Below are 24,004 nucleotides of genomic sequence, written 5' to 3'. Positions count from 1 at the left end.
CGCAGGCAAGCCGAGGACCCAAGGTCCTCGGCTTGCCTCCGGGTGGAACCGTTCAGCAGCTGAGCGTCGACTCGTACGCCAGGTGCCGGGTGCGCTCGAACGAGACATCAGCCGCGTCGGCCAGAGCAGCGCGGCGGGCGGCATGTCCGGCTCCTGCCAGAGCACGGCCACAGCCCTCGACGTCCCGCCACCACGACACCCCCAGGTAGGTGTGCGGACGGAGAACGGAGCGCAACAGGTCGCTGCCCCCGAAACTCTCCGAATGCGCCCAGCTGTCCACCAGTTCACCGAATCGGCGCTCGACGAACTGCGGCTCGTCGAGCGCCCGGAGGCGAGTGAGCAGAACGCTGTCCGTACCCACGGGGGCGCTGTGCCGTAACACCTGCGCCACGCTGCAGGCCTGGTCCGCCTCGGTCTCCACCATGGCCCCGATGCGCTCCACATGCGCAGCGAACGTGTCGTCACGCACAGCCTGCAGGAATCCTCCCAGGCTGCGCCAGTGCCCCATGTGTACGTACACGTGAGGCCGGTCGATGAGCCGTACCGTCACCAGATAGCCGAAGCCCCTTTGTCTCCGCAGGAATTGCGCGTGCTCACGGAAAGCACGCTCGAACTTTCCGACATCGCCCTTGACATGAAAACGGTTGACGATGGTGACGGGCCCGTCGAGCTCACGTTCGGGCACGGATCTCCTCGGCATAGTGCTTGGCATGGCGCAGGGTGGTGGAACTGTTGGCGCCCAGGGCCCTGCGGACCAGGGCACGGGCCTCGGCGAGCGTGGCCTGCGCGCCGAGAGCCTGGCGGACCCCTTCGGGGTCAAGAGTGACAGTGTGCCAGGAGGTGGCCACGACTGCGTCACCGCCGCCCTCCGCGTCCGGCTCGATCGTCCAGCGGCCGGTGTGGCCGGACATCGCGGCGGGAACGCGCAGTTGCTTGTAGACGATCTCGTGCCGGTCGGCGAAGCACACGCGCACCGAGGTGGTGTTGTGGGCGGAGCCGTCCGGGCTCCGGGTGTCCATGTCCATGTGCTGGATCCCCGGCTCATCCTCGGTCAGGCCGAGCCGGGCCACGTGCGGCAGCCGCTCGGGCCACAGGTCGGCACGGTCCAGGAAGGAGAAGACGTCCGCCGCAGCGCCTTCGATGCGCACCGAGTCGCTGAAGGTGAAGTGGAGTTCGTCACGGGCTGCGCCCTGCTCGGCGACACGCTTCAAGGCCGCCAGCTCGGCGGTGCTGTTGCGGTCGACGGCCTGCTCTATGAGGGCGACAGACTCGGGGTCGTCGCCGATGGCGCGGTAGTCGTGCAGCAGCACGACACGGCAGCCGCCGTCCTCGTCCGGCTCGATGCGCCACTCGCCGCCCATCGACTCCACCGGAGCCGCCGAGACGACCTGACGGAAGGCGACCGTGCGGGCCTCTGGGTCGAGTTCGCGGCGCGACTGCCACGTGCGCACCTGTCCGTTGGCCGTCGCCCAGATGCGCAGCAGCTGCCGGCCGCCGTCGTCCTCGGGCACCTCGGCGTGCACGGTGGGGCCGAAGACCTGCGGCCAGGCCGAGACATCGGCGATCAGGCCGTAGACCGCATCGGGGGACGCGGCGACGGTGACGGTGTGCTCTGTGACGTGTGTCGTGGTCGTAGCGGTCGGCGCCACGGCGGACCTTCCTTTCCTGCGCGCCACGCACGGCGGCTGCGTCATATTGCCGGATGGTGCTTGAGGGGAACTTGAGTGACAGGCGATCAGGGCACGTCCGGCCGCTCGAGGATCTCCACGACGGCGCAGCCCCAGCTGTAGCCCGCGCCGACGCCGATGAGCACGACGCGGTCGCCCGGCACGGCACGGCCGGACATGACGAGGTGGTCGAGGCTCGCGAACTGGTCGCCCGCGCCCAGGTGTCCGACGGTGCGGCTCCACTCCCAGGCCGTGCGGGCCGGGTCGATGCCGAACGGCTTGTGGTAGATGGACTCCAGACGGCGCCGCCCGAAGTGCGGCAGGACCACCCACTCCGCCTCGGCCAGCTCCAGGCCCGCGTCGGCCAGCGCCTCCTTGACCACCGTCTGCTGGCCGGCACTTGCGCGGCCGACCGCGAACGACATGCCGACCTTCCCGACGAAGGCCTTCTTGGCCTCCTCGAAGTCGACCGGAATGCGGTGGGTGAAGGGAGCCGGGCTGAACGGCTCGTCACCGCGGTGCAGCGGTTCGAGCTCCGAGTCGGCGAGGACGGACAGCGAGCGCAGCCGGGCCCAGCCGCCCCGGCGGGAGAGCACGAGGGCGGTCGCGCCGTCCGCGTAGGGCGTGCCGGGGTCGGTGCGCCAGCGGTCGATGCCGGGCGCACAGAACCGGTCGGCGGTGGTCAGCAGTGCGTCACAACGGCCGGTGCCCGCCGTCAGGTAGGCGGCGGCCAGGTCGAGGGCGGCCATCCCGCCGTTGGACATCTGCCGGATCTCGATCGCGGGGCCGTTGCCCGCCCCCGCCTCGCGCTGCACGTACGAGGCCACCGGCCACAGGTCCTGGCCCTGGTGGTACGTGTCCGCGTGCAGCACCAGATCGACGTCGGCCGGACCCGACCCGGCACGCTCCAGGGCGGTGCGGGCGGCGGCCGCGGCCATCTCGGCCGCCGACTCGTCGGGCGAGTACGCCACCGAGACGGTGCCGGTGGTGGCGGCGGTCTTCTGCGGGCAGTCCCCGGCGGCGACGGCGTCGGCCACCGGGAGGAAGGAGGGAAGCCGTACGCCGGTCCCCCGTACGAAGATGTCGTCCAGTTGCACAGCAACTCCTGATCTCACACGTGCAGTTCAGCTCGCCGCCGCGGCCGGGCGGCCGGGCGCGCGCTCGGCGCGCAGGGTGTAGCGGTAGGCGTCGAGGAGCGCGCGCCAGGAGGCGGCCACCGTGTTGCCGTCGACGCCGACGGTGCCCCAGCGGCGCCCGCCGTCGCTGAACGTGCTCAGCACCCGGGCGGCGGCGTCGGTGCCGGCTGCACCGCTGAGGACGCGGACCTGGTAGTCGACCAGTTCCAGCGAGGCGAGTTGGGGGTAGTAGGGGTCGAGTGCGGCGTGCAAGGCGTGGTCCAGTGCGTTGACGGGGCCGTTGCCCTCACCGGTGGCGGTGAGCGGCACGCCGTCCACCCTCAGGGTGATCGTGGCCACGGTGCGGATGCTGCCGTTGGCCTCGCCGTCCACGCCCACTTGCCACGAAACAGCCTCGAAGGGCTGTGCGACCGCCCGGCCCGCCAGCTCCTCGCGCAGCAGCAGCTCGAAGGAGGCGTCGGCGGACTCGAAGCTGTAGCCCTGGTTCTCCAGCTCCTTGATGCGGGCCGCCGCGCGCCCCGCCGCCACGGAGCCCGCGTCCAGGTCGTAGCCGAGTTCGCGGGCCTTCAGGTCGACGGAGGATCGGCCCCCCATGTCCGATACGAGGGTGCGCATCGCGTTGCCCACCAGGGCCGGGTCTGTGTGCTGGTAGAGGTCGGGGTCCACGCGCAGCGCCGAGGCATGCAGGCCCGCCTTGTGGGTGAAGGCGGCGGACCCGACGTAGGGCGCGGCGGGCCGGCCGGGAATGCCGGTGAGCTCGGCGACCGAACGGGCCGTGGCCGCCATGTCGCGCAGCCTCTCCACGGGCACGGCCTCGATCCCGCGCTTGAGCACGAGGTCGGCGGCGAGGGTGAACAGGTCGGCGTTGCCACAGCGTTCGCCGTAGCCGTGCGCGGTGCCCTGGACGTGGCCGGCCCCCGCGTCGACGGCGGCGAGCGTGTTGGCGACCGCGCAGCCGGTGTCGTCGTGGCAGTGGATGCCGATGCGCACACCGGTCGCCGCGACCGTGGCGGCCACCGCGGCGCGGACCCCGTCGGGCAGGGAACCGCCGTTGGTGTCGCACAGCACGACGGTCTCGGCGCCCGCCTCGGCGGCCGTGCGGGCCACTTCGAGGGCGTATCCGCGGTTGGCGGCATAGCCGTCGAAGTAGTGCTCGGCGTCGACGAACACCCGTCGCCCGGCATGCACCAGGTGCCGCACCGTACTGGCGATCATGGCGAGGTTCTCGGCGAGCGAGGTGCGCAGGGCCAGCTCCACGTGCCGGGCGTGGCTCTTGGCGACCAGGGTCACCACCGGCGTCCCGGCCTCCAGCAGGGCGCGCACCTGCGGGTCGGCGGAGACCAGGGTGTCCGGCCTGCGGGTCGCCCCGAAGGCCGCCACCTGTGCGTTATTCAGGTCGAGTTCGGTGCGAGCGCGGCGGAAGAACTCCGTGTCCTTGGGCACCGCGCCCGGCCAGCCGCCCTCGATGAAGCCCACTCCGAGGGCGTCCAGGTGGCGTGCGACGGCGAGCTTGTCGTCGACCGTCAGCACCATGCCCTGCTGCTGCGTACCGTCGCGCAGGGTGGTGTCGTAGAACTGGAAGCCGGCCCCGGCCGGATCGTAGCCCTTCATGCGGCGACCTCCACGCTGGAGTGGTCGCCGACCACAAGGCGTGTGCAGGTCGCCACGCGCGCTGAACTGACCGTGGCGTCGCGGCCGATGACCGAACCGTGAACGCCGCCGACACATAGCACGGCCGCTCCGTCCAGCATGATCGAGAAGTCCACTCCCGCCGCGTCGAGTTCACAGTCCCGGCCTATGGAGGTGTGCGGGCCCACCCTGCTGTCCGTCACCACCGTGCCGGCCCCGATGATCACGGGTCCGGTGATGCGCGAGCGGACGATCCGAGCCCCCTCTTCGATCACGACGGCCCCCTCGATGACACTGGCGGAATCCACCTCGCCGCCGACGAACCCTGCTATGCCGTCGAGGAGTTCACGGTTGCAGTCGAGCACGTCCTCGACCCTCCCGGTGTCCTTCCAGAAGCCCGAGTAGAGATGCGCACACACGTCGGCCCCCTGAGCGACCAGCCACTGGAGGGCGTCGGTGATCTCCAGCTCCCCTCGTGCGCTGGGCTCGATGGCGGCGACCGCGGCGTGCACGGCCGGAGTGAAGAAGTAGACGCCGATCACTGCCAGATCGCTCCGCGGCTGCTGCGGCTTCTCCACCAGGCAGAGCACCCGACCATCCTCGTCCACCTCTGCGACGCCGAACGCCCGCGGGTCGGGCACCTTGTGCACCACGACCTGGGCTGCAGGCCGGCGGGCTCGAAACTCCTCGGCCGCCTCCCGGATGCCTCCGGTCAGCATGTTGTCGCCCAGGTACATGACAAAGTCGTCCTCGCCCAGGAATTCGCGGGCGATATCGATACAGTGCGCGAGCCCACGGGGCGCATCCTGCGGAATGTAAGTGATCTCCACTCCGAGTGCCGTGCCGTCACCGAGCACGGCCGCGATCTCCTGGGCCCGGTCTCCGACGATCACTCCCACCTGGGTGATGCCGATCGCGCGCAGATCGTCCATCACATGGACCAGAACCGGTCTGTTGGCGATCGGGATCAGCTGCTTGGGCATCGAGTGGCTGAACGGACGCAGCCGGCTGCCCAGTCCTCCGGCCAGTACAAGTGCCTTCATCGAGTTCCTCCTCGGAGCGTGCGCCGGCACCTCATGCAGGGGCTTCGCCTGTCTCCTGTGCCGACGCAGCATGTGGCGACGAAGTCGCGCCCCGCTCAACCGCGGCTGGTGCCCGGCCTGACCCGGTCAGGCAGCGCGCGCGGCGCCGGACGCCACCCAGGCGTCGATCTCCGCATCGGCGAGGCCGCACTCGGCCAGGACCTCCCGGGTGTGGCTGCCTGGTCGGGGCGCCGACGGTGGGGTCTGCCCGGGGGTGCGGCCGAACCGCGGCGCGGGAGCGGGCTGCCGGTCCTCCCCGAAGGTGCCGCGCGACCGCAGGTGCGGGTGGTCGGCCGCCTCGTCGACGGTGAGGACGGGGGACACACAGGCCTCGGTGCCGTCGAGGACACCGAGCCACTCCGCGCGGGTACGGGACGCGAACCGGTCCTCGAACACGGCGTGCAGATCCGGCCAGTTCGCCGGGTCGGACCGATCGGGCAGGGCGGCCGCGTTCAGGCCGAGACCGTGCAGCAGAGCCGCGTAGAACCGCTCCTCCAGCGCTCCCACCGCCACGTGGGAACCGTCGGCGCAGGCGTAGACACTGTAGAACGGCGCACCGCCGTCCAGCAGGTTGCGGCCCCGCTCCAGCCCCCACTGTCCGGCATCGGCCATGCCGAGCAGCATGCCGAGCAGCGAGGCGGTCCCGTCGACGATCGCCGCGTCGACGACCTGGCCCAGCCCGGAGCGCTGTTGCTCGTAGAGGGCGGCCAGCACGCCGTTCACGAGCAGTTGCCCGCCCCCTGCGAAGTCGCCGAGCAGGTTGAGTGGCGGCACGGGCGGCCCGTCAGGACCACCGATGGCGTGCAACGCGCCGGTCAGGGCAATATAGTTGATGTCGTGGCCGGGCGCCTGTGCCATCGGACCGTCCTGCCCCCAGCCGGTCATCCGGGCGTACACGAGCGCCGTGTTGCGCGCGCGGCACTCCTCGGGACCGATGCCCAGCCGCTCGGCCACGCCCGGGCGGAACCCCTCCACCAGGACGTCGGCACGCTCCGCAAGCCGCAGCAGCGCTTCCACGCCGCGCGGGTCCTTCAGGTCCAGGGCCACCGAACGGCGTCCCCGGTCCAGGACGCGGTGCCAGCTCGCGAAGGGGCGGGCCCCGTCGGCCCGGTCGACGCGGATCACGTCTGCGCCCAGGTCGGCCAGCGTCATACAGGCGAAGGGAACGGGCCCGATGGCGGCCAGCTCCAGAACACGCAGCCCGGCCAGCGGACCGCTCGTCCCCGTACCGCGGGCGCGTTCGGACGTTCTGTTCAGCGGTGTCTTCGGCATGGCGGCGGAGAGTAGACGGCACGGCTGTATCCACCCTCGACGCGGCCTCGTGCGACCGGAGGAGGCGGACCGGTCGAGCCGTGCACGAGGACCGCGGGGCACCATGGGCGGCGCGAGAACCGTCTGCACCACGACCGGGGGATGTTCCTATGGCCACCCGTACGACCACGAACGGGATCGTACCGGTCCTGGACCGACGGGCCCTCAACCGCGCGCTGCTGGCCCGGCAGCTCCTCCTGGAGCGCCACCGCATGACGGCTGCCGAGGCCATCGCCCACCTGGTCGGCCTCCAGGCCCAGGCCCCCAACCCCCCGTACATCGGCCTGTGGACACGACTGGAGGACTTCCGCCTGTCCGAGCTCGCGGACCTGCTCACCGGCGGGCAGGCAGTGCGCATCGCGCTTATGCGCAGCACCGTCCACCTGGTCACCGCCCGGGACTGCCTGGCGCTGCGCCCGCTGACCCAGCCCGCGCTCGACCGGGACCTGCGCGCCAGCCGCTTCGGCAAGCTGGTCGCCGGGCTGCCGGAGGAGGAGCTCCGGGCAGCCGGGCGCAAGGCGCTGGACGGGACCGGGAGCGGGCTCACGACCAAGGAGCTCGGCGTCCGGATGCAGGAGACCTGGCCCGACCGCGACCCTTCGGGTCTCGCGTACGCGGCGCGCAACCTGCTCGCCCTGGTGCAGACCCCGCCGCGCGGGGTGTGGGGCGTCGGCGGGCAGACCCGCTACGCCACCGCCGAGACCTGGCTGGACCAGCCGCTCGGCGAAAGCCCCTCGCTCGCGGACACGGTGCTGCGCTATCTCACGGCGTACGGTCCGGCGACCGTCAAGGACGTGCAGACCTGGGCCGGGCTGACGCGGCTGCGCGAGGTGGTCGACGGGCTGCGGCCGCGGCTGCGCGTCTTCCGCGACGAGCAGGGCAGCGAGCTCTTCGACGTGCCCGATGCCCCGCGGCCGGATCAGGAAGCGCCTGTACCGGTGCGCTTCCTGCCGGAATTCGACAACATCCTGCTCTCGCACGCCGACCGCAGCCGCATCATCGCCGACGAGCACCGGGCCCGGATCTTCACCCGCAACGGCATCATCAAGGCGACCTTCCTGGTCGACGGCCGCGTCCACGGCATGTGGACGATCGCCCAGGAGCGCGGCACGGCGGTCCTGACCGTCGAACCCTTCGGAGCACTGTCGCGGGCCGACCGCGACGCGCTCGCAGAGGAGGGTGACCGGCTGCTGGCGTTCGCCGCGGCCGGAGCCGCCTCGTACGACATCCGCTTCGCACCCGCCGGCGGCTGAGCCCGCCGTCCCCAGAGAGAGGCATTCCCCATGTCCGACAGCACCTTTGCCGGCCGCACCGTCGTCGTCACCGGCGGCGGCACAGGCATCGGCCGCGCCACCGCGCTGGCCTTCGCCGGGCTCGGCGCCGCGTCGGTGATCGTCACCGGCCGCCGCAAGGAGCGGCTCGCGGAGGTGGCGGAGCTCAGCGAGGCCATCGTGCCCGTGACCGCCGACGTGACGACCGCGTCGGGCGCAGAGGCCGTGGCCGAGGCCGTGCAGGAACGCGGTGGCGAACTCGACGTCCTGGTGCACAACGCCGGCATCTTCCGCTTCAGCCCGCTGGCAGCACTGGACGTGGCCACCGCCCGGGAGGTGCTGGAGACCAACGTGCTCGGCCCGGTGCTGCTGACCAATCACCTGCTGCCGCTGCTGCGTTCGCCCGGCGGCAGCATCGTGCTCGTCTCCAGCCGCGGCGGCCATAACCCGGGCCCGGGCAGCTCGCTGTACTCGGCGAGCAAGGCCGCCGTGCACTCCTTCACCACCAGCTGGGCCGCGGAGCTCGCCCCGCAGGGCATCCGGGTCAATGCGGTGGCCCCCGGCTTCGTGCGCACCGAGGCCTATGCCGCCAATGGGCTCAGCGAGCAGGAGGCCGAGGGACTGTTCGCAGGCGTCGCTCACACCGTGCCGCTGGGCCGGGTCGCGGACCCCGAGGACGTCACGCCGTGGATCACCCGCCTCGCGGATCCGTCTGCGGCGGCCCTGGTCACCGGCCAGATCATCACGATCGACGGCGGTCTGGACGTCGGCGGCGGCCAGGGCTGACGAGCCTGCCACAGGACGGAGCGGAGCTCTCCGTTCCATGAGGCCTCGAGTGGCCGTCGAGGGGCCCCGAGAACACTTCTGCCCGGCTCACCCCCCTACGTCCGTTGCTGAGGAGAAGAAACCATGAGTTCCGCTTCCGCCACGGCGGCCCCGCCGGCCGCCGACCGACGCCGGTGGCTGGCGCTGGCCGTGGTGATGACCGCCACCTTCCTGGACCTCGTCGACGTCACCATTGTGAACATCGCCATTCCGAGCATCCAGCGGGACATCGACGCCTCGTTCAACGCGATTCAGTGGATCACCGCGGGGTACGCACTCGCGTTCGCCGTAGGTCTGATCACCGGCGGACGGCTCGGCGACATCTACGGCCGCAAGCGGCTGTTCCTGATCGGAATCGGTGGGTTCACGGTCGCCTCCGCGGTGTGCGGCGCGGCAACGGGCCCCGGAATGCTCATCGCCGCGCGTGTCCTCCAGGGCGGCATGGCTGCACTGATGGTGCCCCAGGTGCTGTCGATCATCCATGTCACTTTCCCGGCCGAGGAACGCGGCAAGGTCTTCGGCATGTTCGGCGCGATGATCGGCCTGGGATCGGTGACCGGACCGCTCATCGGGGCGCTGCTCACCGAGTGGAACCTCTTCGGGCTCGAGTGGCGACCGATCTTCCTGGTCAACCTGCCGGTGGGCCTGGCAGGCCTGGTCCTGGGCATGCGCTTCATCACCGAGTCGAAGGCTCCCAGCGCACTGCGGCTCGACCTCGTCGGGGTGCTCCTCGCCAGTGCCGGACTGCTGATGCTTCTCTACCCCCTGACCCAGGGGCGCGAAATGGGCTGGCCGGTCTGGGGGTTCGGTTCCATGGCGGCGAGCCTCGCGGTCTTTGCCGTCTTCCTGCGCCACGAGCGTGCCAAGGCCCGCAAGGACGGCTCGCCACTGGTCGAACTCTCGCTGTTCCGGATCAAGAGCTTCACCGCGGGCATCGGGGTCCAGCTGACCTATGGCCTGGTATCCGGCATCTTCTTCCTCATCTGGACGGTCTACATGCAGACCGGCCTCGGCTGGTCACCACTGCACGCCGGTCTGACCGGGCTGCCGTTCTCGCTGGCCGCCGCAGTCTCCTCCGGTGTCTCCGTACAGCAGCTCGTGCCCCGGTTCGGGCGCGGGACACTTCATGCCGGCGCGCTGGTCAAGCTCGCAGGCGTGCTGCTCTACCTGTGGGAGGCCGAGCAGTACGGGACCGGCATCACCTCCCTGCAGATGGCCCTGCCGCTGGCGGTGATGGGCATAGGTATGGGCCTGATCATCGCGCCCATCACGGACACGATCCTGTCCGAGGTGCCGAGCGAACACGCCGGTTCCGCCTCGGGACTGATCAACACGACCAACCAGGTCGGCCTGGCCTTCGGCTTGGGCCTGGTCTCCGTCGTCTTCTTCGGCGTGGTGGACGACGCCGACCCGGCCCGGGGGGCCGGGCAGGCGTTCGCCGACGCCTTCAGCCACGCGATGTGGTGGGTGGCCGGCGGACTGGCCCTCATTTTCGCGCTGATGTTCGCCCTGCCGAAGAAGTCACGCCCGGCCGACCAGGAGCAGGCGCCCCAGGGCCACGCCGAACATCCTGCGCCCGAGCCCGCCGTGTGAACCGGGACCGCTGAACCCGGGCTGTGGCCCGCCTGTCCACAAGGACGGACGGGCCACAGCCCCGTTGCGGTTCCGGATCCATGGGGAGTCGAGCCGTCTTCCATGCCGTACAGGCACGTTGGGGCACTGCCACGGCCCCAGTGGGCCGGGGCCGACCACGACGTCTCCGACGAGAGAGTGCCCCATGCCAGCTTCAGACATCCGGCCCGTACCACCGAGACTGCCCTCGCTGACCGGGCTGCGGTTCGTCGCCGCACTCCTGGTCCTGCTGTCTCACGCGGGCGGCTTCCTCCTCTTCCGTAGTGCAGGTTCCGGCAAGGATTACTCGTCCTACCTGTTCGATGCCGGCAACAAGGGGGTGTCGTTCTTCTTCATCCTCAGCGGATTCGTCCTGGCCTGGGTGCACCGGCCGGACGACACCGCACGGCACTTCTGGCGCCGTCGCCTGGTCAAGGTCTACCCGAACCACCTCGTCACCCTTGCGGCCACGGTGGGGCTGATGACCTGGGCGGGCATCGCGGTGACCGTCTCCAACACCGTGCCGACGCTGTTCCTGGTGCAGAGCTGGATTCCCGAGTTCAACGTCATCCAGGGGCCCGGCGTCAACACCCCGAGCTGGTCGTTGGCCTGCGAGATGCTCTTCTACGCCGTCTTCCCGTGGCTGATCGTGCTGCTCGGCCGCATCCGGGCGGCACGCCTGTGGGTGTGGGTGGCCGGCACGACCCTCGCGATCGTGGCCGTCCCGTTCGTGGCCCAACTACTGCCGAACGAGCCCCATATGCAGTTCGACCCCATCCCGTGGTGGGACTACTGGTTCGTCTACTACTTCCCCGCGGCCCGGCTGCTGGAGTTCGTGCTCGGCATCCTCATGGCGCGTGTCGTGCTCAGCGGACGCTGGATCGCGCTGAAGACCGGCCCGGCCCTCCTGCTGACCGTCGTGGCCTTCGTGGTGGCCGCCCGGCTGCCGGGCGAATTCGGCCGGGTCGCCCCGACCGTGCTTCCGCTCGCACTGCTCATCGCTGCTGCGGCCACCGCTGATGCGGAGGGCCGACGCACCCCCTTCGGGGGCCGGGTGATGGTGTGGCTGGGCGAGGTCTCCTACGCCTTCTACATCGTGCACTTCCTCGTCGTCAGCTATGGGCCGATCGGCACGGCCTATCCGGAGTTCTGGGGCAAGGTATGGACCCTGCCCGAGGTACTGCGCGACACCGCCCTCACCTTCGCCATCACGCTGGTCCTCGCCTGGATGCTCCACGCTGCGGTGGAGCGCCCCGCCATGCGCCGATGGAGCCGCCCTGCGGCACAGACCGGCGCCGGACGCCCGAAGGCGGGGACCACGGCGGCACCGGCTGTCGCGCCGTAGCAGCCGAGGCCGGGCATCCTCTGTCCAGCACGACTCCACCCGCATTTCAGGCACCGTTCCTAGCCTCGTGACGACCGAGCCAAGTCGCCGCGCTGGAGGGGAACTTCAGATGGATCCGGCACCCACCCCATTCCGTATCGACATACCCGAGGCGGACATCGCCGACCTCCGGCAGCGGCTCGAGCGGACCCGCTGGCCGGAGGCGGAAACCGTCGCCGACTGGTCCCAGGGCGTGCCCCTGGCCTACGTCCGGGAGCTGTGCGCGTACTGGGCGGACGGCTACGACTGGCGCGCCACCGAGACCCGGCTGAACGCGCTGGACCAGTTCCGCACGGTGATCGACGGGCTGGGTATCCACTACCTGCACGTGCGTTCGCCGCACCCCGGGGCCGTGCCGCTGTTGATCACGCATGGCTGGCCGGGCTCAGTCGTCGAATTCCTGGACATCGTGGGCCCGTTGACCGACCCTGAGGACCCGGCAGATGCCTTCCACGTCGTCTGCCCCTCACTGCCCGGTTACGGGTTCAGCGACAAGCCCGCCGATGCGGGCTGGGGCGTCGAGCGCATCGCGGCCGCCTGGGCCGAGCTGATGCGCCGGCTCGGCTACGAGCGGTACGTCGCCCACGGGGTGGACTGGGGATCGTTCATCACCGCCGCCATGGGCGAGGCCGATACGGGCGCGCTCGCGGGCATCCACGTGGCCATGCCGTTCGCGCGGCCGCCGCAGGAGCAGGTGGAGCTCGACGAGCGGGACGTTGCGGGGCTCGCCGCGATGAAGGAGTTCCAGCAGCAGGAGGGCGGGTACTCGGTCGTCCAGACCACCCGTCCGCAGACCCTCGGCTACGGGCTCACCGACTCCCCCGCGGGCCAGCTAGCCTGGATGGCCGAGAAGTACCGGGCCTGGAGCGACCACGACGGCGACCTGGAGCAGGCCATCCCGCGCGACCGGCTGCTGGACGCCGTGACGGTGAGCTGGTTCGCCGGCACGGCCGCTTCCTCGGCCCGCATCTACTGGGAGAGCCAGAACAAGCTCGCGCTCGCCCCCGTCGCCGTGCCCACCGCCGTCGCCAACTACCCCAAGGACGGGCGGATGCCGCGCCCCTGGATCGAGCGCCGCTTCACCGACCTGCGGGACTGGACGGACCACGCGCGCGGCGGCCACTTCCCGGCCCTCGAACAACCCGACGCCCTGGTCCGCGACCTGCGTGCGTTCTTCCGCACCGTGCGCTGACCGACCCACCGGCTTCTAGGAAGGACCCACCCATGACCGCTTCTGCCGTCGAACCCGAGATCCTGGACGGGGTCAAGACGTTCCCGTACGCCCGCAAGTGCCCGTTCTCCATGCCGCCCGAGTACGACGGGATGATCCGGCAGGACGTCTCTCAGGTCACCCTGGACGGCTCCGGGCTGCGCATCTGGACGATCACCGGCTACGAGACCGTCAAGCAGCTGCTGACCGACCCGCGCGTGAGCGCATCGCGCAAGCACGCCAATTTCCCCTTCTACTTCGTGGCCCCGCCGGAGTACCGCACCGAGACGTCATTCATCGGCTACGACGGCAAGGCGCACGCCACGACGCGCCGCAAGGCCGCGCTGACCTTCACCGCCCGCCAGGTGAAGCGGCTGCGGCCGCGCATCGAGGAGATCGTCGACGAGCACGTCGACAAGCTCCTGGCGAGCGAGAAGAAGCCGGTCGACTTCCACCGGGTGTTCGCCCTCGCCGTGCCGATGACCGTCATCTGCGAACTGCTGGGCATCCCGCAGGACAAGCACGACTTCTTCATCAAGCACGGCACCGCCCTGCTCGGCGGCCACAGCACCCCCGAGGAGCGCCAGGCGGCCATCGTCGAGGTCAACGCCTACGTCGACGAGCTCATCCAGCTCAAGAAGCGCGAGCCGGGCGACGACCTGCTCAGCCGAGCGATGGCCGACTACGAGGAGTCGGGCGAGCCCTACACCGACCGCGACCTGTTCAACATGGTGCGGCTGCTGATGAACGGCGGCCACGAGACCACCGCCAGCCAGATATCGCTCGGCACCGCCGCCCTGCTGGAGAACCCGGACCAGCTGGAACTCCTGCTGAACGACCCGGAGTTGGTCAAGCCGGCCGTGGAGGAGCTCGTACGCCTCGCCACCATCGGCGACACCGCCGTCCCGCGCGTGGCACTCGAGGACATCGAGATCGGCGGGCAGCTCATCCGCAAGGGCGACGGCATCCTCTGCCTGGGCCTGGCCGCCAACCGCGACCCGGAGGTCTTCCCCGAGCCGGAGAAGCTCGACATCACGCGCGGCAGCCGCAAACACCTGGGTTTCGGCCACGGCGTGCACCACTGCATCGGCGCCGACCTCGCCCGCCTGGAGCTGGAGATCGTCTGGAGCAAGCTCTTCCAGCGCATCCCCACGCTCCGTCTGGCCAAGCCCTTCCTGGAGATCCCCCGCAAGGAAGGTGCGGTCATCTACGGGCTGTGGGAGCTGCCGGTCACCTGGTGAGGCAGCGGCACCGAGCAGCACGGCGCCGGCCGCGCCCCCGGGAGGGGAGCGCGGCCAGCGCTTTCGGCACTGCCCTGCATCCGTCTCAGCGCGGATCCGCCGGGATGTCCGGACGCAGCGTGGTACCCAGGCAGCTCACGCGGGGCGGGGGCAGTTCACCGTCCACCAGGTACCGGTTGACGTAGCCGTCGACCTGCACGTTGCCGACGAGGGCGTAGACCTCGTGGTCGCCGGAGTCGGCGACGGTGACGAGGTGATGGCCGAGCCGCTCGGCCATGGTGACGCCGCCCGCGTAGTGGTCCATCGGGTCGCCGTCCGCCTGGACGACCAGGCCGACGGGGTAGCCGTTGCGCTCGATGGCCACGGGCGGCTCGGGAGCGGTGAAGGTGCGGAAGGCGCCCACCCAGGGCTGGGCCCGCAGCACGCCGTAGCCGTACGGGAAGCGCTTCCTGAACTCGCGCATGTCCTGGTAGTAGACCTCCAGGTCGGCGGGCCACTCGTGTTCCAGGGTGATGGCCTCCAGGACGCCGATGCGCAGGTCGCCCTCGCTGTCGGCGGGCCGCCAGGTGCCCTGCTCCGCCAGCAGTTCACGGGACCGTTCCACGTCCGCGGTGCGCAGTTCGGCCACGAGCTCCCCGAGCCCTGCCCACCGGGCGCGGTCGGTCGCGCGGTTGCCCACGGCCCCGTCGAACAGGGTGCGCAGGTCGCGACTGTCGTGCACGGTCTCCAGGCGGGCGACGGTCTCCTCGACGGCGGAGAGCACCTGGGCAGGAGTCGCGCCGAGGCCGAAGTGACCGTGCCGCTCACTGGTCCACCGGGCCCATTGGTCGACGTTGCGCTGCACCGCGTCGCCCTGCCACAGGAACTGTTCGCGCCAGGTCCAGTCCGGGTTGACGCAGGAGTCGAGGACGCTGCGGTCCAGGCGGGCGGGGAACAGGGAGCCGTAGACGGCCCCGACGTATGCGCCGTAGGCATAGCCCACGAAGGACAGCCGCTCCTCACCGAGCACGGCGCGGATGATGTCCATGTCGCGCGCCGTGTTGGGGGTGCTGATGTGCTGCCGCAGGTCACCGCCCGCACGCATGCAGGCGAGTTCCCGCAGCCGCATGTCCTCGGCGAGTGCCGCGAAGCCCGAGTCGTCCGGGCGGGAGTCGAACGGCACCTTGGGAACGGTGACCTCGGCGTGCAGCGGGGTGGAGGCTCCGGTGCCGCGCGGGTCGAACCCGATCAGGTCGTACACCTCGTGCACCGGAGTGCCGGCGAAGGCGTCGGTCAGGTGCCGCCCCTTGCCCCAGTCGCCACCGGGGCCGCCGTTGACGGCGAGGAGAATGCCGCGCCGACGCCGGGGGTCGGTGGCCCGGCGCCGGCTGAGGGCGATCGTCAAGCGCGGTCCCTCGGGGTCCGCGTAGTCGCGCGGCACCTCGATGGTCGCGTATTCCCTTGTGTGCGGGGCGACTTCGCCCCGGTGAGCTTCGGTCGTGGCCGCCGTCCACTGCACCTGCTGGGTATGGAACGCGCGCAGGGCGTCGTGGGGCGTCATCGCGGTCCGCTTGGATGCCACCGCAAACCTCCGTTCGGATCAGGAGGTCAGGGTCTCCTTGTCGCCTCGAGAGGCCCTGGATCCTGTCCGGACCGGCAAGGCGAGCGCCGCCACGATCCCGGCGGCCGCGAACAGGGCGGCACCGAGGAGCGCGAGGCTGTAGCCCGAGGCGAGGGCGTGCCGGGTGAGTGCCTCACCGGGTGCCGCACTGCCGAGTTCGGCATCGGTGCGGGCCGAGGCCAGCGTGGCGAGCAGCACCAGGCCGACGGCACTGCCGAGTTGGCGGGTGGTGTTGAGCAGTCCCGAGGCGAGGCCCGCCTGGTGGGCGGGGAGCGAGGAGGTCGCGGCGTTGGTCGTGGCGTTGAGGACCGCGCCCATGCCGAGGCCGAGCAGCAGGGTGGGCCCGAGCACGTCGGAGGCGAACGTCGCATGCTCGTCGGCGCGCGAGAGCCACAGCAGTCCGACGGAGGACACCGCGAGCCCGGCGAGCAGAACCGGCCGGGGGCCGGTGCGCGGCACCACCGAGGAGATGCGCCAACCGCCGACGGCGATGCCGAGCGACAAGGGCAGGTAGCCCAGGCCCGTGCGGAGCGGGCTGTAGCCCATGACCTGTTGCAGGACGAGGGTGCAGAAGTAGAAGGTGCTGAAGAGAGCCGCGACCCCGAAGAACGCGACGAGGTTCGCGGCGGTGACCGCACGGTTGCGGAAGACTCCGAGCGGTACCAGAGGATGCGGAGAGACCTTCGCCTGCAGCAGCACGAAGAGCGCGAGCAGGACGACTCCGGCCGTCAGGGCGGTGACCACGCGGAGCGAACCCCAGCCGTAGGTGTGGGATTCGGCGACACCGTGGACGGCGGCGATCAGCCCGAGGGTGACGGTGAGCGCGCCGGGCACGTCGAGGGCGCGGCGCCCGCCCTGTGCGCGGGTATCGGGAACGGCCGCGTACACGACGCCCAGCAGCACGATCCCGATCGGCACGTTCACCAGCAGCGTCCAGCGCCACGAGAACCATTGAGTGATCACGCCGCCGACGAGCACACCGATGGCGCCCGCACTCCCCGAGACCGCACTCCACAGACCGAACGCCCGCGCCCTGGCGTCGGGTTCGGTGAAGGTGGTGCCGAGCACGGTGAGGGTGGCCGGGGCCATGACCGCCGCCCCCAGCCCTTGGAAGGCGCGCGCGAGCACCAGGGTGAGCGGATCGCCGGCCGCGCCGCCCACACTGCTGGCGAGGGTGAAGAGCGCGACGCCGGACAGGAACACGCGGCGCTGCCCGAAGATGTCCGCGAGCCGCCCGCCGAGCAGCAGGAAGCCGCAGACCGCCACGGTGTAGGCGGTGTTCACCCACTGGAGGCTGTGCCGGCCGAAGTGCAGGTCGCGGGCCACGGAAGGCAGTGCGACGTTCACGACGGAAGCGTCGAGCACGTTCATGAACTGGCCCAGGCAGCAGGCGAGGAGAACCAGGGCGAGTCGCGGGGCCGCCCGGCCGGTGGCGCGCGGGCTCGGCAGCGTCGATGCGGTCATGGGCCGACGCTGCTCCGTGGGGGTCGACCGTCACTGGCGCGCCGCTGGAGCCGGTGCCGCGCTTCGAGAGCGTCTCCAGCCGCCCCCCAGCACCGCTTGTCACTGTGCGGGGCGAACTGCCGTACGGATGGCCGTCATTCCCCGAGGAGAACGCCATGGCCAAGATAACCTTCAAGCATCCTGACGGCACCGAGAGGGTCGTCGATGTCCAAGCGCCCAACACGGTCATGCGCGGTGCCAAGATGCACAACATTGCGGGCATCGAGGCGCAGTGCGGCGGATCCGCCCAGTGCGGCACCTGCCACGTCTACGTCGACGAGAACTGCGCCGTGCCGCTGCCGGAGATGCACGAGGTCGAGGACGACGTCCTGTACGGCACGGCCTGCCCACGCCGTGACAACAGCCGTCTCAGCTGCCAGCTCCCGGTCACCGAGGAGCTCGACGGGCTCGTGGTGCACCTTCCGGAGGCCCAGTCCTGATGGCCGGCGCCTCCGCCTCCCCGGTCGTGATCGTCGGCACCGGCCAGGCCGGTTCGGACACCGCGGCCGCACTGCGGGCCCGCGGCTTCACCGGCCGGGTCACCCTCGTCGGCGACGAGACAGCGGTTCCTTACCAGCGCCCGCCGCTGTCCAAGGACTACCTCACCGGCTCCCGCAGCGCCGAGGGCCTGGAACTGCGGCCCGCTTCCTTCTACGCCGACCAGGACATCGAACTCGTCGGTGGGGACAGGGCAGTGGCTGTCGACCGCCGGTCCCGCGAGGTCACCCTGGAGTCCGGCCGACGGCTGCCGTACGGACAGCTGGTACTGGCCCTCGGCGCACGCCCGCGCTCGCTGCCGGTACCGGGTGCGGGCCTGGACGGGGTGCTCGCCCTGCGTTCCCTCGACGATGCCCGGCAACTGCGCCGTGCCCTCGACGCTGCACGTCGGCTGGTGGTGATCGGCGGCGGCTTCATCGGCCTCGAACTGGCTGCCACCGCCCGCCAACTGGGCATCGAGGCCACCGTCGTCGAGGCGGCTCCGCGTGTCATGGCCCGCGCCGTCAGCGTCGAGACATCCAGCCTGCTCACCGCGGAGCACCGTGCGCGGGGCACACAGATCCTGCTGTCCCGCGGGGTCAGCGCACTGCACGGTGACGCCTCAGGCCACGTACGGTCCGTCGAGCTCGACGGCGGCGAGCGCCTCCCCGCCGACCTCGTCGTGGTCGGCGTCGGCGCGCTGCCCAACACCGGGCTCGCGGCCCACGCAGGCCTGACCGTCGACGACGGCATCCTCGTCGACGAACTGCTGCGCACCGACGACCCGGCCGTTTTCGCGATCGGCGACTGCGCCCGCTTCCCCAGCCCGCACGCCGACCGCACGCTGCGCCTGGAGTCGGTCCAGAACGCCTCCGACCAGGCACGCTGCGTCGCCGCCACGATCTACGGGGAGGAGTTCCCGTACACGGCCGTGCCCTGGTTCTGGTCGGAGCAGTACGACCTGCGGCTCCAGATCGCCGGCCTCACCGACGGGCACGACCGGACGGTCACCGTCGGCGACCCGGCCTCCGGGCGCTTCTCCGTCTTCTGCTTCCACGGCGAGCGCCTGCTGGGCACGGAGTCGGTGAACCGGCCCGCCGACCACATGATCACCCGCAGGCTGCTGGCCTCGGGCGGACCGCGGCCGACGCCGGGCAAGGTGGCAGAGGAAGGATTCGACCTGAAAACGTATCGGCAACAACGGCAACCGGTGTGACCTGCCCTGCCTGCTGCTCCTCCACAAACAGCTCGCCCGCGGCTCTGCAAGCCGCGGGCGAGCTCGTTTCAGCGTTGTCCCGATGTCACACGCGCGTACCGGTGTCCTCGACCTGAACCGCGCGGGTGAGACGGTCGTTCTGGTCGTACTGGCGCGAGACACCAGTGCTGGTGAACGTGCTGCCATCGATGACGGCGGTCTGGTCGACGTCCACCCAGCCGAGGTAGTTGCCGTTCTTGTCCCACATCGGCTCGGCGACATGGAAGGTGAACCGGTTCGCACCGGTCTGGGTCCAGGTACCGGCTCCGCCGTAGACGAAGAACGCCTTGCCGCCCTGGGTGAACTGAACGGCACTGTTGTAGCTCTCGCCCTCGAAATGCACCTGGAGCGTCCACTTGCCAACCGGGCTGATCCGCGACGAATCCTCCGCGGCCTTGACCGGGTGCAGCGCAGTGTTCTCCTGGGCCTGGGCAACCGACACACCCGCGATGGGCGTCAAGGCCACGGTGGCAACCGCCGCCGCCAGCAGCGCCCGGAGCTTCGCCCGTTTGATTCCCGACCGGTTCATGCTGGTCCTCCCCCGCGCACGGCGCGTTTTCATCGATGAATGACGGGAACACAGTGCAGCCGCGCCCTTGACGGCCGCTCGAGGGCAAATACAGTCCCCGGTCCGGGGATCAGACGAACACGATGTCCCCCGGCACGGCGGCCTCCTTGCCCGTCACGAATCCGTGCAGGAGCTCGGCCTCGGCGAGCACCGCCGCACGTTCGCGCTCCGGCAGGGGCTGGAACGGCGTAATGAGCAGCCTGCCGCCGTCCGTCTCCCACATGCCGCGTACGAAGCCGTCGACCAGGAATGTGGGCCGTACGACCGCCATGCCGGGCGCCACCAGCTTGCGGTAGGCATCGTCGATCACGCGTTGCCTGTCGGCATGGCCCAGGAGGATGTTGTCGAAAGCGGGCAGGAAGCGGACGGGTACGGGGAGGTCCACGTCGGCGAGCGGGGCATCCGGCAGGTCGTACAGCTCCTTGCCCGCTTCGTCGCGGTAGACGCGCAGCCGCGACCGCATCCCCTCGACCACCTCGCGCAGCCGGGTCAGCCCGGACCAGGCCTGGATGTCCATGACCCCGGCCGGACCGAACGCCGCCAGATAGCGCAGGACCATGGTCTCGATGCTCGGCGACCCGACGAGCGGCCGCCCGATCCACTCCTCCGCGAGCACGCACGGCACCGAGCCACCGCGGCTGCCCCACACACCACTGGGCGGCGGGTGCAGCAGGGAGATCAGAAAATGTGCGGAACCGGCCAGGGCACTGCCCTTACGGCCGGGGTACCGATCCGCGAGCAGCCGGCCCAACTGCGGCCGTGTGAGCGTCCTGCCCGCCATCTCCTCGCGCGCCGCCCGGGCGAGGTCGGCGAGCTCGAGGCCGGCGATCTCCTTGCCGAAGCCCTGTCGCGGCGAACGGTCCAGGACGTGCTGGACCAGGGGGCGCAGCCAGAGGAAGTCGTCCGCAGTCAGCAGGTGCTGTGTCGTTCGCACCACGGCACCGCGGACCACGCTGCGGTCGTGCAGCAGCGTGGTCAGCTCGTCGTGCCGGAAATCTTCCAGCCGGGCCCACAGGCCGATGTACGGAGCGTCGGGCTCCTGCCCCTGAACGGCGACCAGATGCTCGACGAGTTCGAGGGCCGGCCGGGCGGAACGGCTCACCAGCCACTGTCGTTGCAGCAGCGTCCGGTTGAGGGTGCGCGTGGAGAGTACGGACATGCTGCCCATCCTCCCTGAAGCCCCCTCGAATGCCGCTCGAGGCGAGTGCCCGTCGCTCCAGTGCGGCGCCAGCGCGACGCGGGACGCTGAGCCGTCGTTCCGAAGCCCCACAGCAAGGAGACAGCCATGCAGGACATAAGCCCCACAGGCACCTGGACCGCACGCGTGCAGCGTCCTTCGGGGGCGGTCGTGAGTACCTTCCGTTTCACGGCAGACGGCCGGGTGCTGCTGTTCGAGGGCGGTGTGGGCGGGGGTACGTGGACGCCCGCCGGACCGGAGTCGTTCGTCTACCGCGTCGCGGAGCCCGTCTTCGACGCGAACGGCGCATACACAGGCTGGGTGGACATCGAGCAGTCTGCCGTCCTCGACGAGAACTCCTTCGCCAGCACCGGCACGACGATCGTGTATGACGCCGACGACCGCCGAAAGTATTCGGCCCGAGTGGACATACGGGCACGGCGGCGTCCCTGAGGACGCCGCCGTGCCCGGTGTGCCGGAACGTGCTCGCGCAGCCTAGAACTTGACGGCCACGTTGCCCTTGTACGTGCCCTTCAGCAGCGCGATGAGCGTCTCGGGGGCCGCCTGCAGGCCGCCTTCGACGGTGGTGTGCGGGAAGACGAACCTGCCCTCGGCCACCCACTGCGCGAAGTGCTGAGTCCACGCCCAGATTTGCTCGGGGGTGTGGTAGCAGGCGAAGGGCCTCAGCTCGAGATGCTTGGTGATGGCCGTCATCAGGTCGAACCTCGGGTTGTCCCCGTCACCGTTCTGCGCGGAGAGTGCACCGCACAGGGCGAAGCGGGCATGCGGCGCTGCCACCTCGACGGCAGCCTCGAACTGCTCGCCGCCGACGTTGTCGAAGAAGACGTTGATGCCCTCGGGCGCGAGCTCACGCAGCCGGTCGACCACCGGACCGTCGTGGTAGTCGAACGCGGCGTCGAAGCCGAGCTCGTTGACCAGGTAGTCCACCTTCGCCTTGCTGCCGGCGCTGCCGATCACCTTTGCCGCGCCGCGGCACTTGGCAATCTGCCCGGCCAGAGATCCCACACCGCCCGCCGCGCCGGAGACGAACACGACGTCGCCTTCACCCGCCTTGGCGATGTCGGCCATCCCGTAGTACGCCGTGGGCCCCTGGCTCAGGTAGTACACCGGGCTCGGGAACAGGGTGGGGTCCACCTTGAAGTACGTGTTCGCCGGGCCCCAGGAGTACTCGCTCCAGCCGGCCATCGACTGCACCACGTCACCGACGGCCAGATCGGGGCTGTTGGACTTCACGACCGTACCCAGCGCGCCGCCGCCGAGCCGCTGGCCGACCTGGAAGGGCGGCACGGGCAGTTGGCAGTCGGTCCGCATGAGGTCCTGGTACGCGGCAGCCAGCGGCAGGTAGTCGGTGCGGACGAGCACCTCGCCCTCGCCCTGCTCAGGCAGCTCGACTTCGGCGACGTCGAAGTACTCGGGGGTCAGTTCTCCCTCGAGGTGCTTGGCCAGCCGCACTTCCCGGGCCGTCTTCGGGGTCTGCGGCACCACACCAGCGCTCATAACTCTCCTCATGTGTGTTCGCCTCGGCGGGAACAATCAACTAGTGATTACCGGCCCCGACTCGGGGGGAGCTAGGGCCGCGGTGGAGCCACCGGTTCCGCCCCTCTGAGAACGTAATCCGGGCGGGCTCCAGGGCCGCTGGAGCCCGGGGAAGCAATCTGGCCCGCACCGCGCGCACGCGCGGGCCCGTGCGTTCCCAGAGGAGTTCTCCATGCGGATCCTGTTCACCGTGTGGCCCATGCCCGCACACCTCTACCCGGTCGTTCCACTTGCCTGGGCCCTGCAGGGCGCAGGGCACGAGGTGCGCATCGCCTCTCATCCCGCCCTCACGGAAGCCATCACCGCCACCGGGCTCAGCGCGGTGGAGCTCGGCACTGCGCAGACCATGCCCCCACTGTCGTCGGTCGGCGACTTCATGCTCGACGCTGCACAGCGTGACCGGCTCGCCGAAGCGCTGGACATCCGGCCCGCCGAGCACGAGGCATGGACCATGTTCAGCCACTACACGCTGGCCTCGATCGGCATCTTCCACACGGTGCAGGACGCTCCCATGAACACAGTGCCCAGTGTGGACGCCCTGGTCGGTCTCGCCCGTGCCTGGCAGCCCGACCTGGTCCTGTGGGACCAGTGGCCCGCCGCCGCCGTGGCCGCGCGCGTCGCCGGGGCGGCACACGCCCGGTTGCTGTGGGGCCCCGATTACTGCGGCTGGGCTCGCCATCGCCATCTGGAACGCGGCGGAACCGCGGGCACCGGTGTACCCGACCCGCTGGAGGAGCTGGTGCGCCCCGTCGCCGAGCGGTACGGCCTGGACCTGGACGAAGAACTGCTGCTCGGTCAGTGGACCGTCGACCCGACACCCGAGGCGCTGCGGCTGCCCACCCGCGCCCGGGTCGTCCCGGTGCGACGCGTGCCCTACACCGGCGCCGGCGCCGTGCCCGCATGGCTCCACCGGCGGCCACGGCGGCCGCGGGTGGCGCTGTCGCTCGGTGTTTCGGGGCGGATGTTCCACAACGACGCGGCCTTGGTGCGCGACGTGCTGGAGATGGTGGCCGGCCTGGACATCGAGGTGGTCGCCACCCTCGACGGCAATCAGCTTGCCGGACAGACGGTGCCGGACAACGTCCGCACTGTGGACTTCCTGCCGCTCAACCACCTGCTGCCGACGTGCTCCGCCGTCGTCCACCACGGCGGCGGCGGCACGCTCACAGCGGCTGCGGCCCAGCGGGTGCCCCAGCTGATCCTGGCGAAGGAAGGGGTGGAGGCCGGTGCGTACGCCTCGTATCTCACCCGCCACGGTGCAGGCCTGACCCTGGACAACAAGGAGCAGACGGTGGAGGAGATGGCCGAGCGGCTCACCCGGGTCCTCGAGGACCCCTCCTTCCGTGCCGGCGCCGATTCCATGTACCGGGACTGGCTGGCCATGCCGAGCCCGAATGATGTCGTGCCCACCTTGGAGAAGCTCACCGCGCAGCACCTGCGCTGAAGCGGCCCCGCCTGCCGGAGACGGTGACGGCCCCTGCACCCGGAAGATTCCTTCCT

Annotated in this window: 21 protein-coding genes; 10 read left to right on the top strand and 11 right to left on the bottom strand. The window is 70.6% G+C overall.

Features of this window, described 5'->3' with window-relative positions; translation table 11 throughout:
- Positions 1–52 precede the first annotated feature (52 nt).
- The 6 genes from ACWD4B_RS13220 to ACWD4B_RS13195 form a co-directional block, all read right to left on the bottom strand.
- Entirely contained in the window at positions 53–685 is a 633-nt protein-coding gene (locus tag ACWD4B_RS13220) for an antibiotic biosynthesis monooxygenase family protein (RefSeq protein ID WP_451420866.1), read from the bottom strand.
- A complete protein-coding gene (locus tag ACWD4B_RS13215) occupies positions 672–1,649 on the bottom strand; it encodes an aromatase/cyclase (RefSeq protein WP_451420865.1) in 978 nt (325 codons plus the stop codon). Before ACWD4B_RS13215 ends, ACWD4B_RS13220 begins: the two co-directional genes overlap by 14 nt.
- Positions 1,650–1,735: 86 nt before the next feature.
- Positions 1,736–2,764, bottom strand: a complete 1,029-nt coding sequence (locus ACWD4B_RS13210; RefSeq protein ID WP_451420864.1) for a ketoacyl-ACP synthase III family protein — start codon at positions 2,762–2,764, stop codon at positions 1,736–1,738.
- A 27-nt stretch (positions 2,765–2,791) separates the two neighbouring features.
- A complete protein-coding gene (gene cimA, locus ACWD4B_RS13205; protein WP_451420863.1) occupies positions 2,792–4,414 on the bottom strand; it encodes a citramalate synthase in 1,623 nt (540 codons plus the stop codon).
- Positions 4,411–5,475: a glucose-1-phosphate thymidylyltransferase gene (locus ACWD4B_RS13200; RefSeq protein WP_451420862.1), complete on the bottom strand. Its 1,065-nt coding sequence runs from the start codon at positions 5,473–5,475 to the stop codon at positions 4,411–4,413. Before ACWD4B_RS13200 ends, cimA begins: the two co-directional genes overlap by 4 nt.
- Before the next feature lie 126 nt (positions 5,476–5,601).
- Positions 5,602–6,786 (bottom strand): CaiB/BaiF CoA transferase family protein, encoded by a 1,185-nt coding sequence (locus ACWD4B_RS13195; protein WP_451420861.1) that lies wholly within the window; start codon positions 6,784–6,786, stop codon positions 5,602–5,604.
- A 149-nt stretch (positions 6,787–6,935) separates the two neighbouring features.
- Here ACWD4B_RS13195 and ACWD4B_RS13190 point away from each other — a divergent pair, with 149 nt between their 5' ends.
- The 6 genes from ACWD4B_RS13190 (at position 6,936) to ACWD4B_RS13165 (ending at position 14,367) form a co-directional block, all read left to right on the top strand.
- On the top strand, positions 6,936–8,078 hold the full coding sequence (locus ACWD4B_RS13190; RefSeq protein WP_451420860.1) for a winged helix DNA-binding domain-containing protein: 1,143 nt from the start codon (positions 6,936–6,938) through the stop codon (positions 8,076–8,078).
- A gap of 30 nt (positions 8,079–8,108) precedes the next feature.
- The gene (locus ACWD4B_RS13185) at positions 8,109–8,882 is read left to right on the top strand and encodes an SDR family NAD(P)-dependent oxidoreductase (protein WP_451420859.1); all 774 of its coding nucleotides are present in this window, start codon (positions 8,109–8,111) and stop codon (positions 8,880–8,882) included.
- Between the two features lie 123 nt (positions 8,883–9,005).
- On the top strand, positions 9,006–10,514 hold the full coding sequence (locus ACWD4B_RS13180) for an MFS transporter (protein WP_451420858.1): 1,509 nt from the start codon (positions 9,006–9,008) through the stop codon (positions 10,512–10,514).
- A 184-nt stretch (positions 10,515–10,698) separates the two neighbouring features.
- The gene (locus tag ACWD4B_RS13175) at positions 10,699–11,877 is read left to right on the top strand and encodes an acyltransferase family protein (RefSeq protein ID WP_451420857.1); all 1,179 of its coding nucleotides are present in this window, start codon (positions 10,699–10,701) and stop codon (positions 11,875–11,877) included.
- Positions 11,878–11,986: 109 nt separating this feature from the next.
- Positions 11,987–13,108, top strand: coding sequence for an epoxide hydrolase family protein (locus ACWD4B_RS13170; protein ID WP_451420856.1), 1,122 nt, complete (start codon positions 11,987–11,989; stop codon positions 13,106–13,108).
- Between the two features lie 32 nt (positions 13,109–13,140).
- Positions 13,141–14,367 (top strand): cytochrome P450, encoded by a 1,227-nt coding sequence (locus tag ACWD4B_RS13165; RefSeq protein ID WP_451420855.1) that lies wholly within the window; start codon positions 13,141–13,143, stop codon positions 14,365–14,367.
- Positions 14,368–14,452: 85 nt separating this feature from the next.
- On the opposite strand, the gene ACWD4B_RS13160 is transcribed toward ACWD4B_RS13165, so the two are convergent.
- Together ACWD4B_RS13160 and ACWD4B_RS13155 are read right to left on the bottom strand one after the other, a co-directional pair.
- On the bottom strand, positions 14,453–15,928 hold the full coding sequence (locus ACWD4B_RS13160) for an alpha/beta fold hydrolase (RefSeq protein ID WP_451420854.1): 1,476 nt from the start codon (positions 15,926–15,928) through the stop codon (positions 14,453–14,455).
- Positions 15,929–15,946: 18 nt separating this feature from the next.
- Positions 15,947–17,431 carry an MFS transporter gene (locus tag ACWD4B_RS13155; protein ID WP_451420853.1) on the bottom strand — a complete coding sequence of 495 codons (1,485 nt, stop codon included), beginning with the start codon at positions 17,429–17,431 and terminating at the stop codon, positions 15,947–15,949.
- 155 nt (positions 17,432–17,586) lie between these two features.
- Between ACWD4B_RS13155 and ACWD4B_RS13150 the strand changes: the two genes are divergently transcribed.
- Both ACWD4B_RS13150 and ACWD4B_RS13145 read left to right on the top strand, forming a co-directional pair.
- Positions 17,587–17,910: a 2Fe-2S iron-sulfur cluster-binding protein gene (locus ACWD4B_RS13150; RefSeq protein ID WP_451420852.1), complete on the top strand. Its 324-nt coding sequence runs from the start codon at positions 17,587–17,589 to the stop codon at positions 17,908–17,910.
- Entirely contained in the window at positions 17,910–19,163 is a 1,254-nt protein-coding gene (locus ACWD4B_RS13145) for an NAD(P)/FAD-dependent oxidoreductase (protein ID WP_451420851.1), read from the top strand. The genes ACWD4B_RS13150 and ACWD4B_RS13145 overlap by 1 nt, the downstream gene beginning before the upstream one ends.
- Positions 19,164–19,248: 85 nt before the next feature.
- Here the strand turns inward: ACWD4B_RS13145 and ACWD4B_RS13140 are convergent, their stop codons facing one another.
- A complete protein-coding gene (locus tag ACWD4B_RS13140) occupies positions 19,249–19,731 on the bottom strand; it encodes a hypothetical protein (protein WP_451420850.1) in 483 nt (160 codons plus the stop codon).
- Between the two features lie 109 nt (positions 19,732–19,840).
- A complete protein-coding gene (locus ACWD4B_RS13135) occupies positions 19,841–20,929 on the bottom strand; it encodes a winged helix DNA-binding domain-containing protein (RefSeq protein WP_451420849.1) in 1,089 nt (362 codons plus the stop codon).
- Between the two features lie 189 nt (positions 20,930–21,118).
- Between ACWD4B_RS13135 and ACWD4B_RS13130 the strand changes: the two genes are divergently transcribed.
- Positions 21,119–21,400 (top strand): hypothetical protein, encoded by a 282-nt coding sequence (locus ACWD4B_RS13130; protein ID WP_451420848.1) that lies wholly within the window; start codon positions 21,119–21,121, stop codon positions 21,398–21,400.
- A gap of 42 nt (positions 21,401–21,442) precedes the next feature.
- On the opposite strand, the gene ACWD4B_RS13125 is transcribed toward ACWD4B_RS13130, so the two are convergent.
- Positions 21,443–22,465: a zinc-binding dehydrogenase gene (locus tag ACWD4B_RS13125; protein ID WP_451420847.1), complete on the bottom strand. Its 1,023-nt coding sequence runs from the start codon at positions 22,463–22,465 to the stop codon at positions 21,443–21,445.
- A 211-nt stretch (positions 22,466–22,676) separates the two neighbouring features.
- On the opposite strand from ACWD4B_RS13125, the gene ACWD4B_RS13120 reads away from it, so the two are divergent.
- Entirely contained in the window at positions 22,677–23,948 is a 1,272-nt protein-coding gene (locus ACWD4B_RS13120) for an activator-dependent family glycosyltransferase (RefSeq protein WP_451420846.1), read from the top strand.
- Positions 23,949–24,004: the final 56 nt, after the last annotated feature.

The sequence above is a fragment of the Streptomyces sp. NPDC002536 genome, assembly GCF_053594995.1.
The sequence above is the reverse complement of the archived record's forward strand: the minus strand, read 5'-3'. Positions and strand labels throughout refer to the sequence as shown.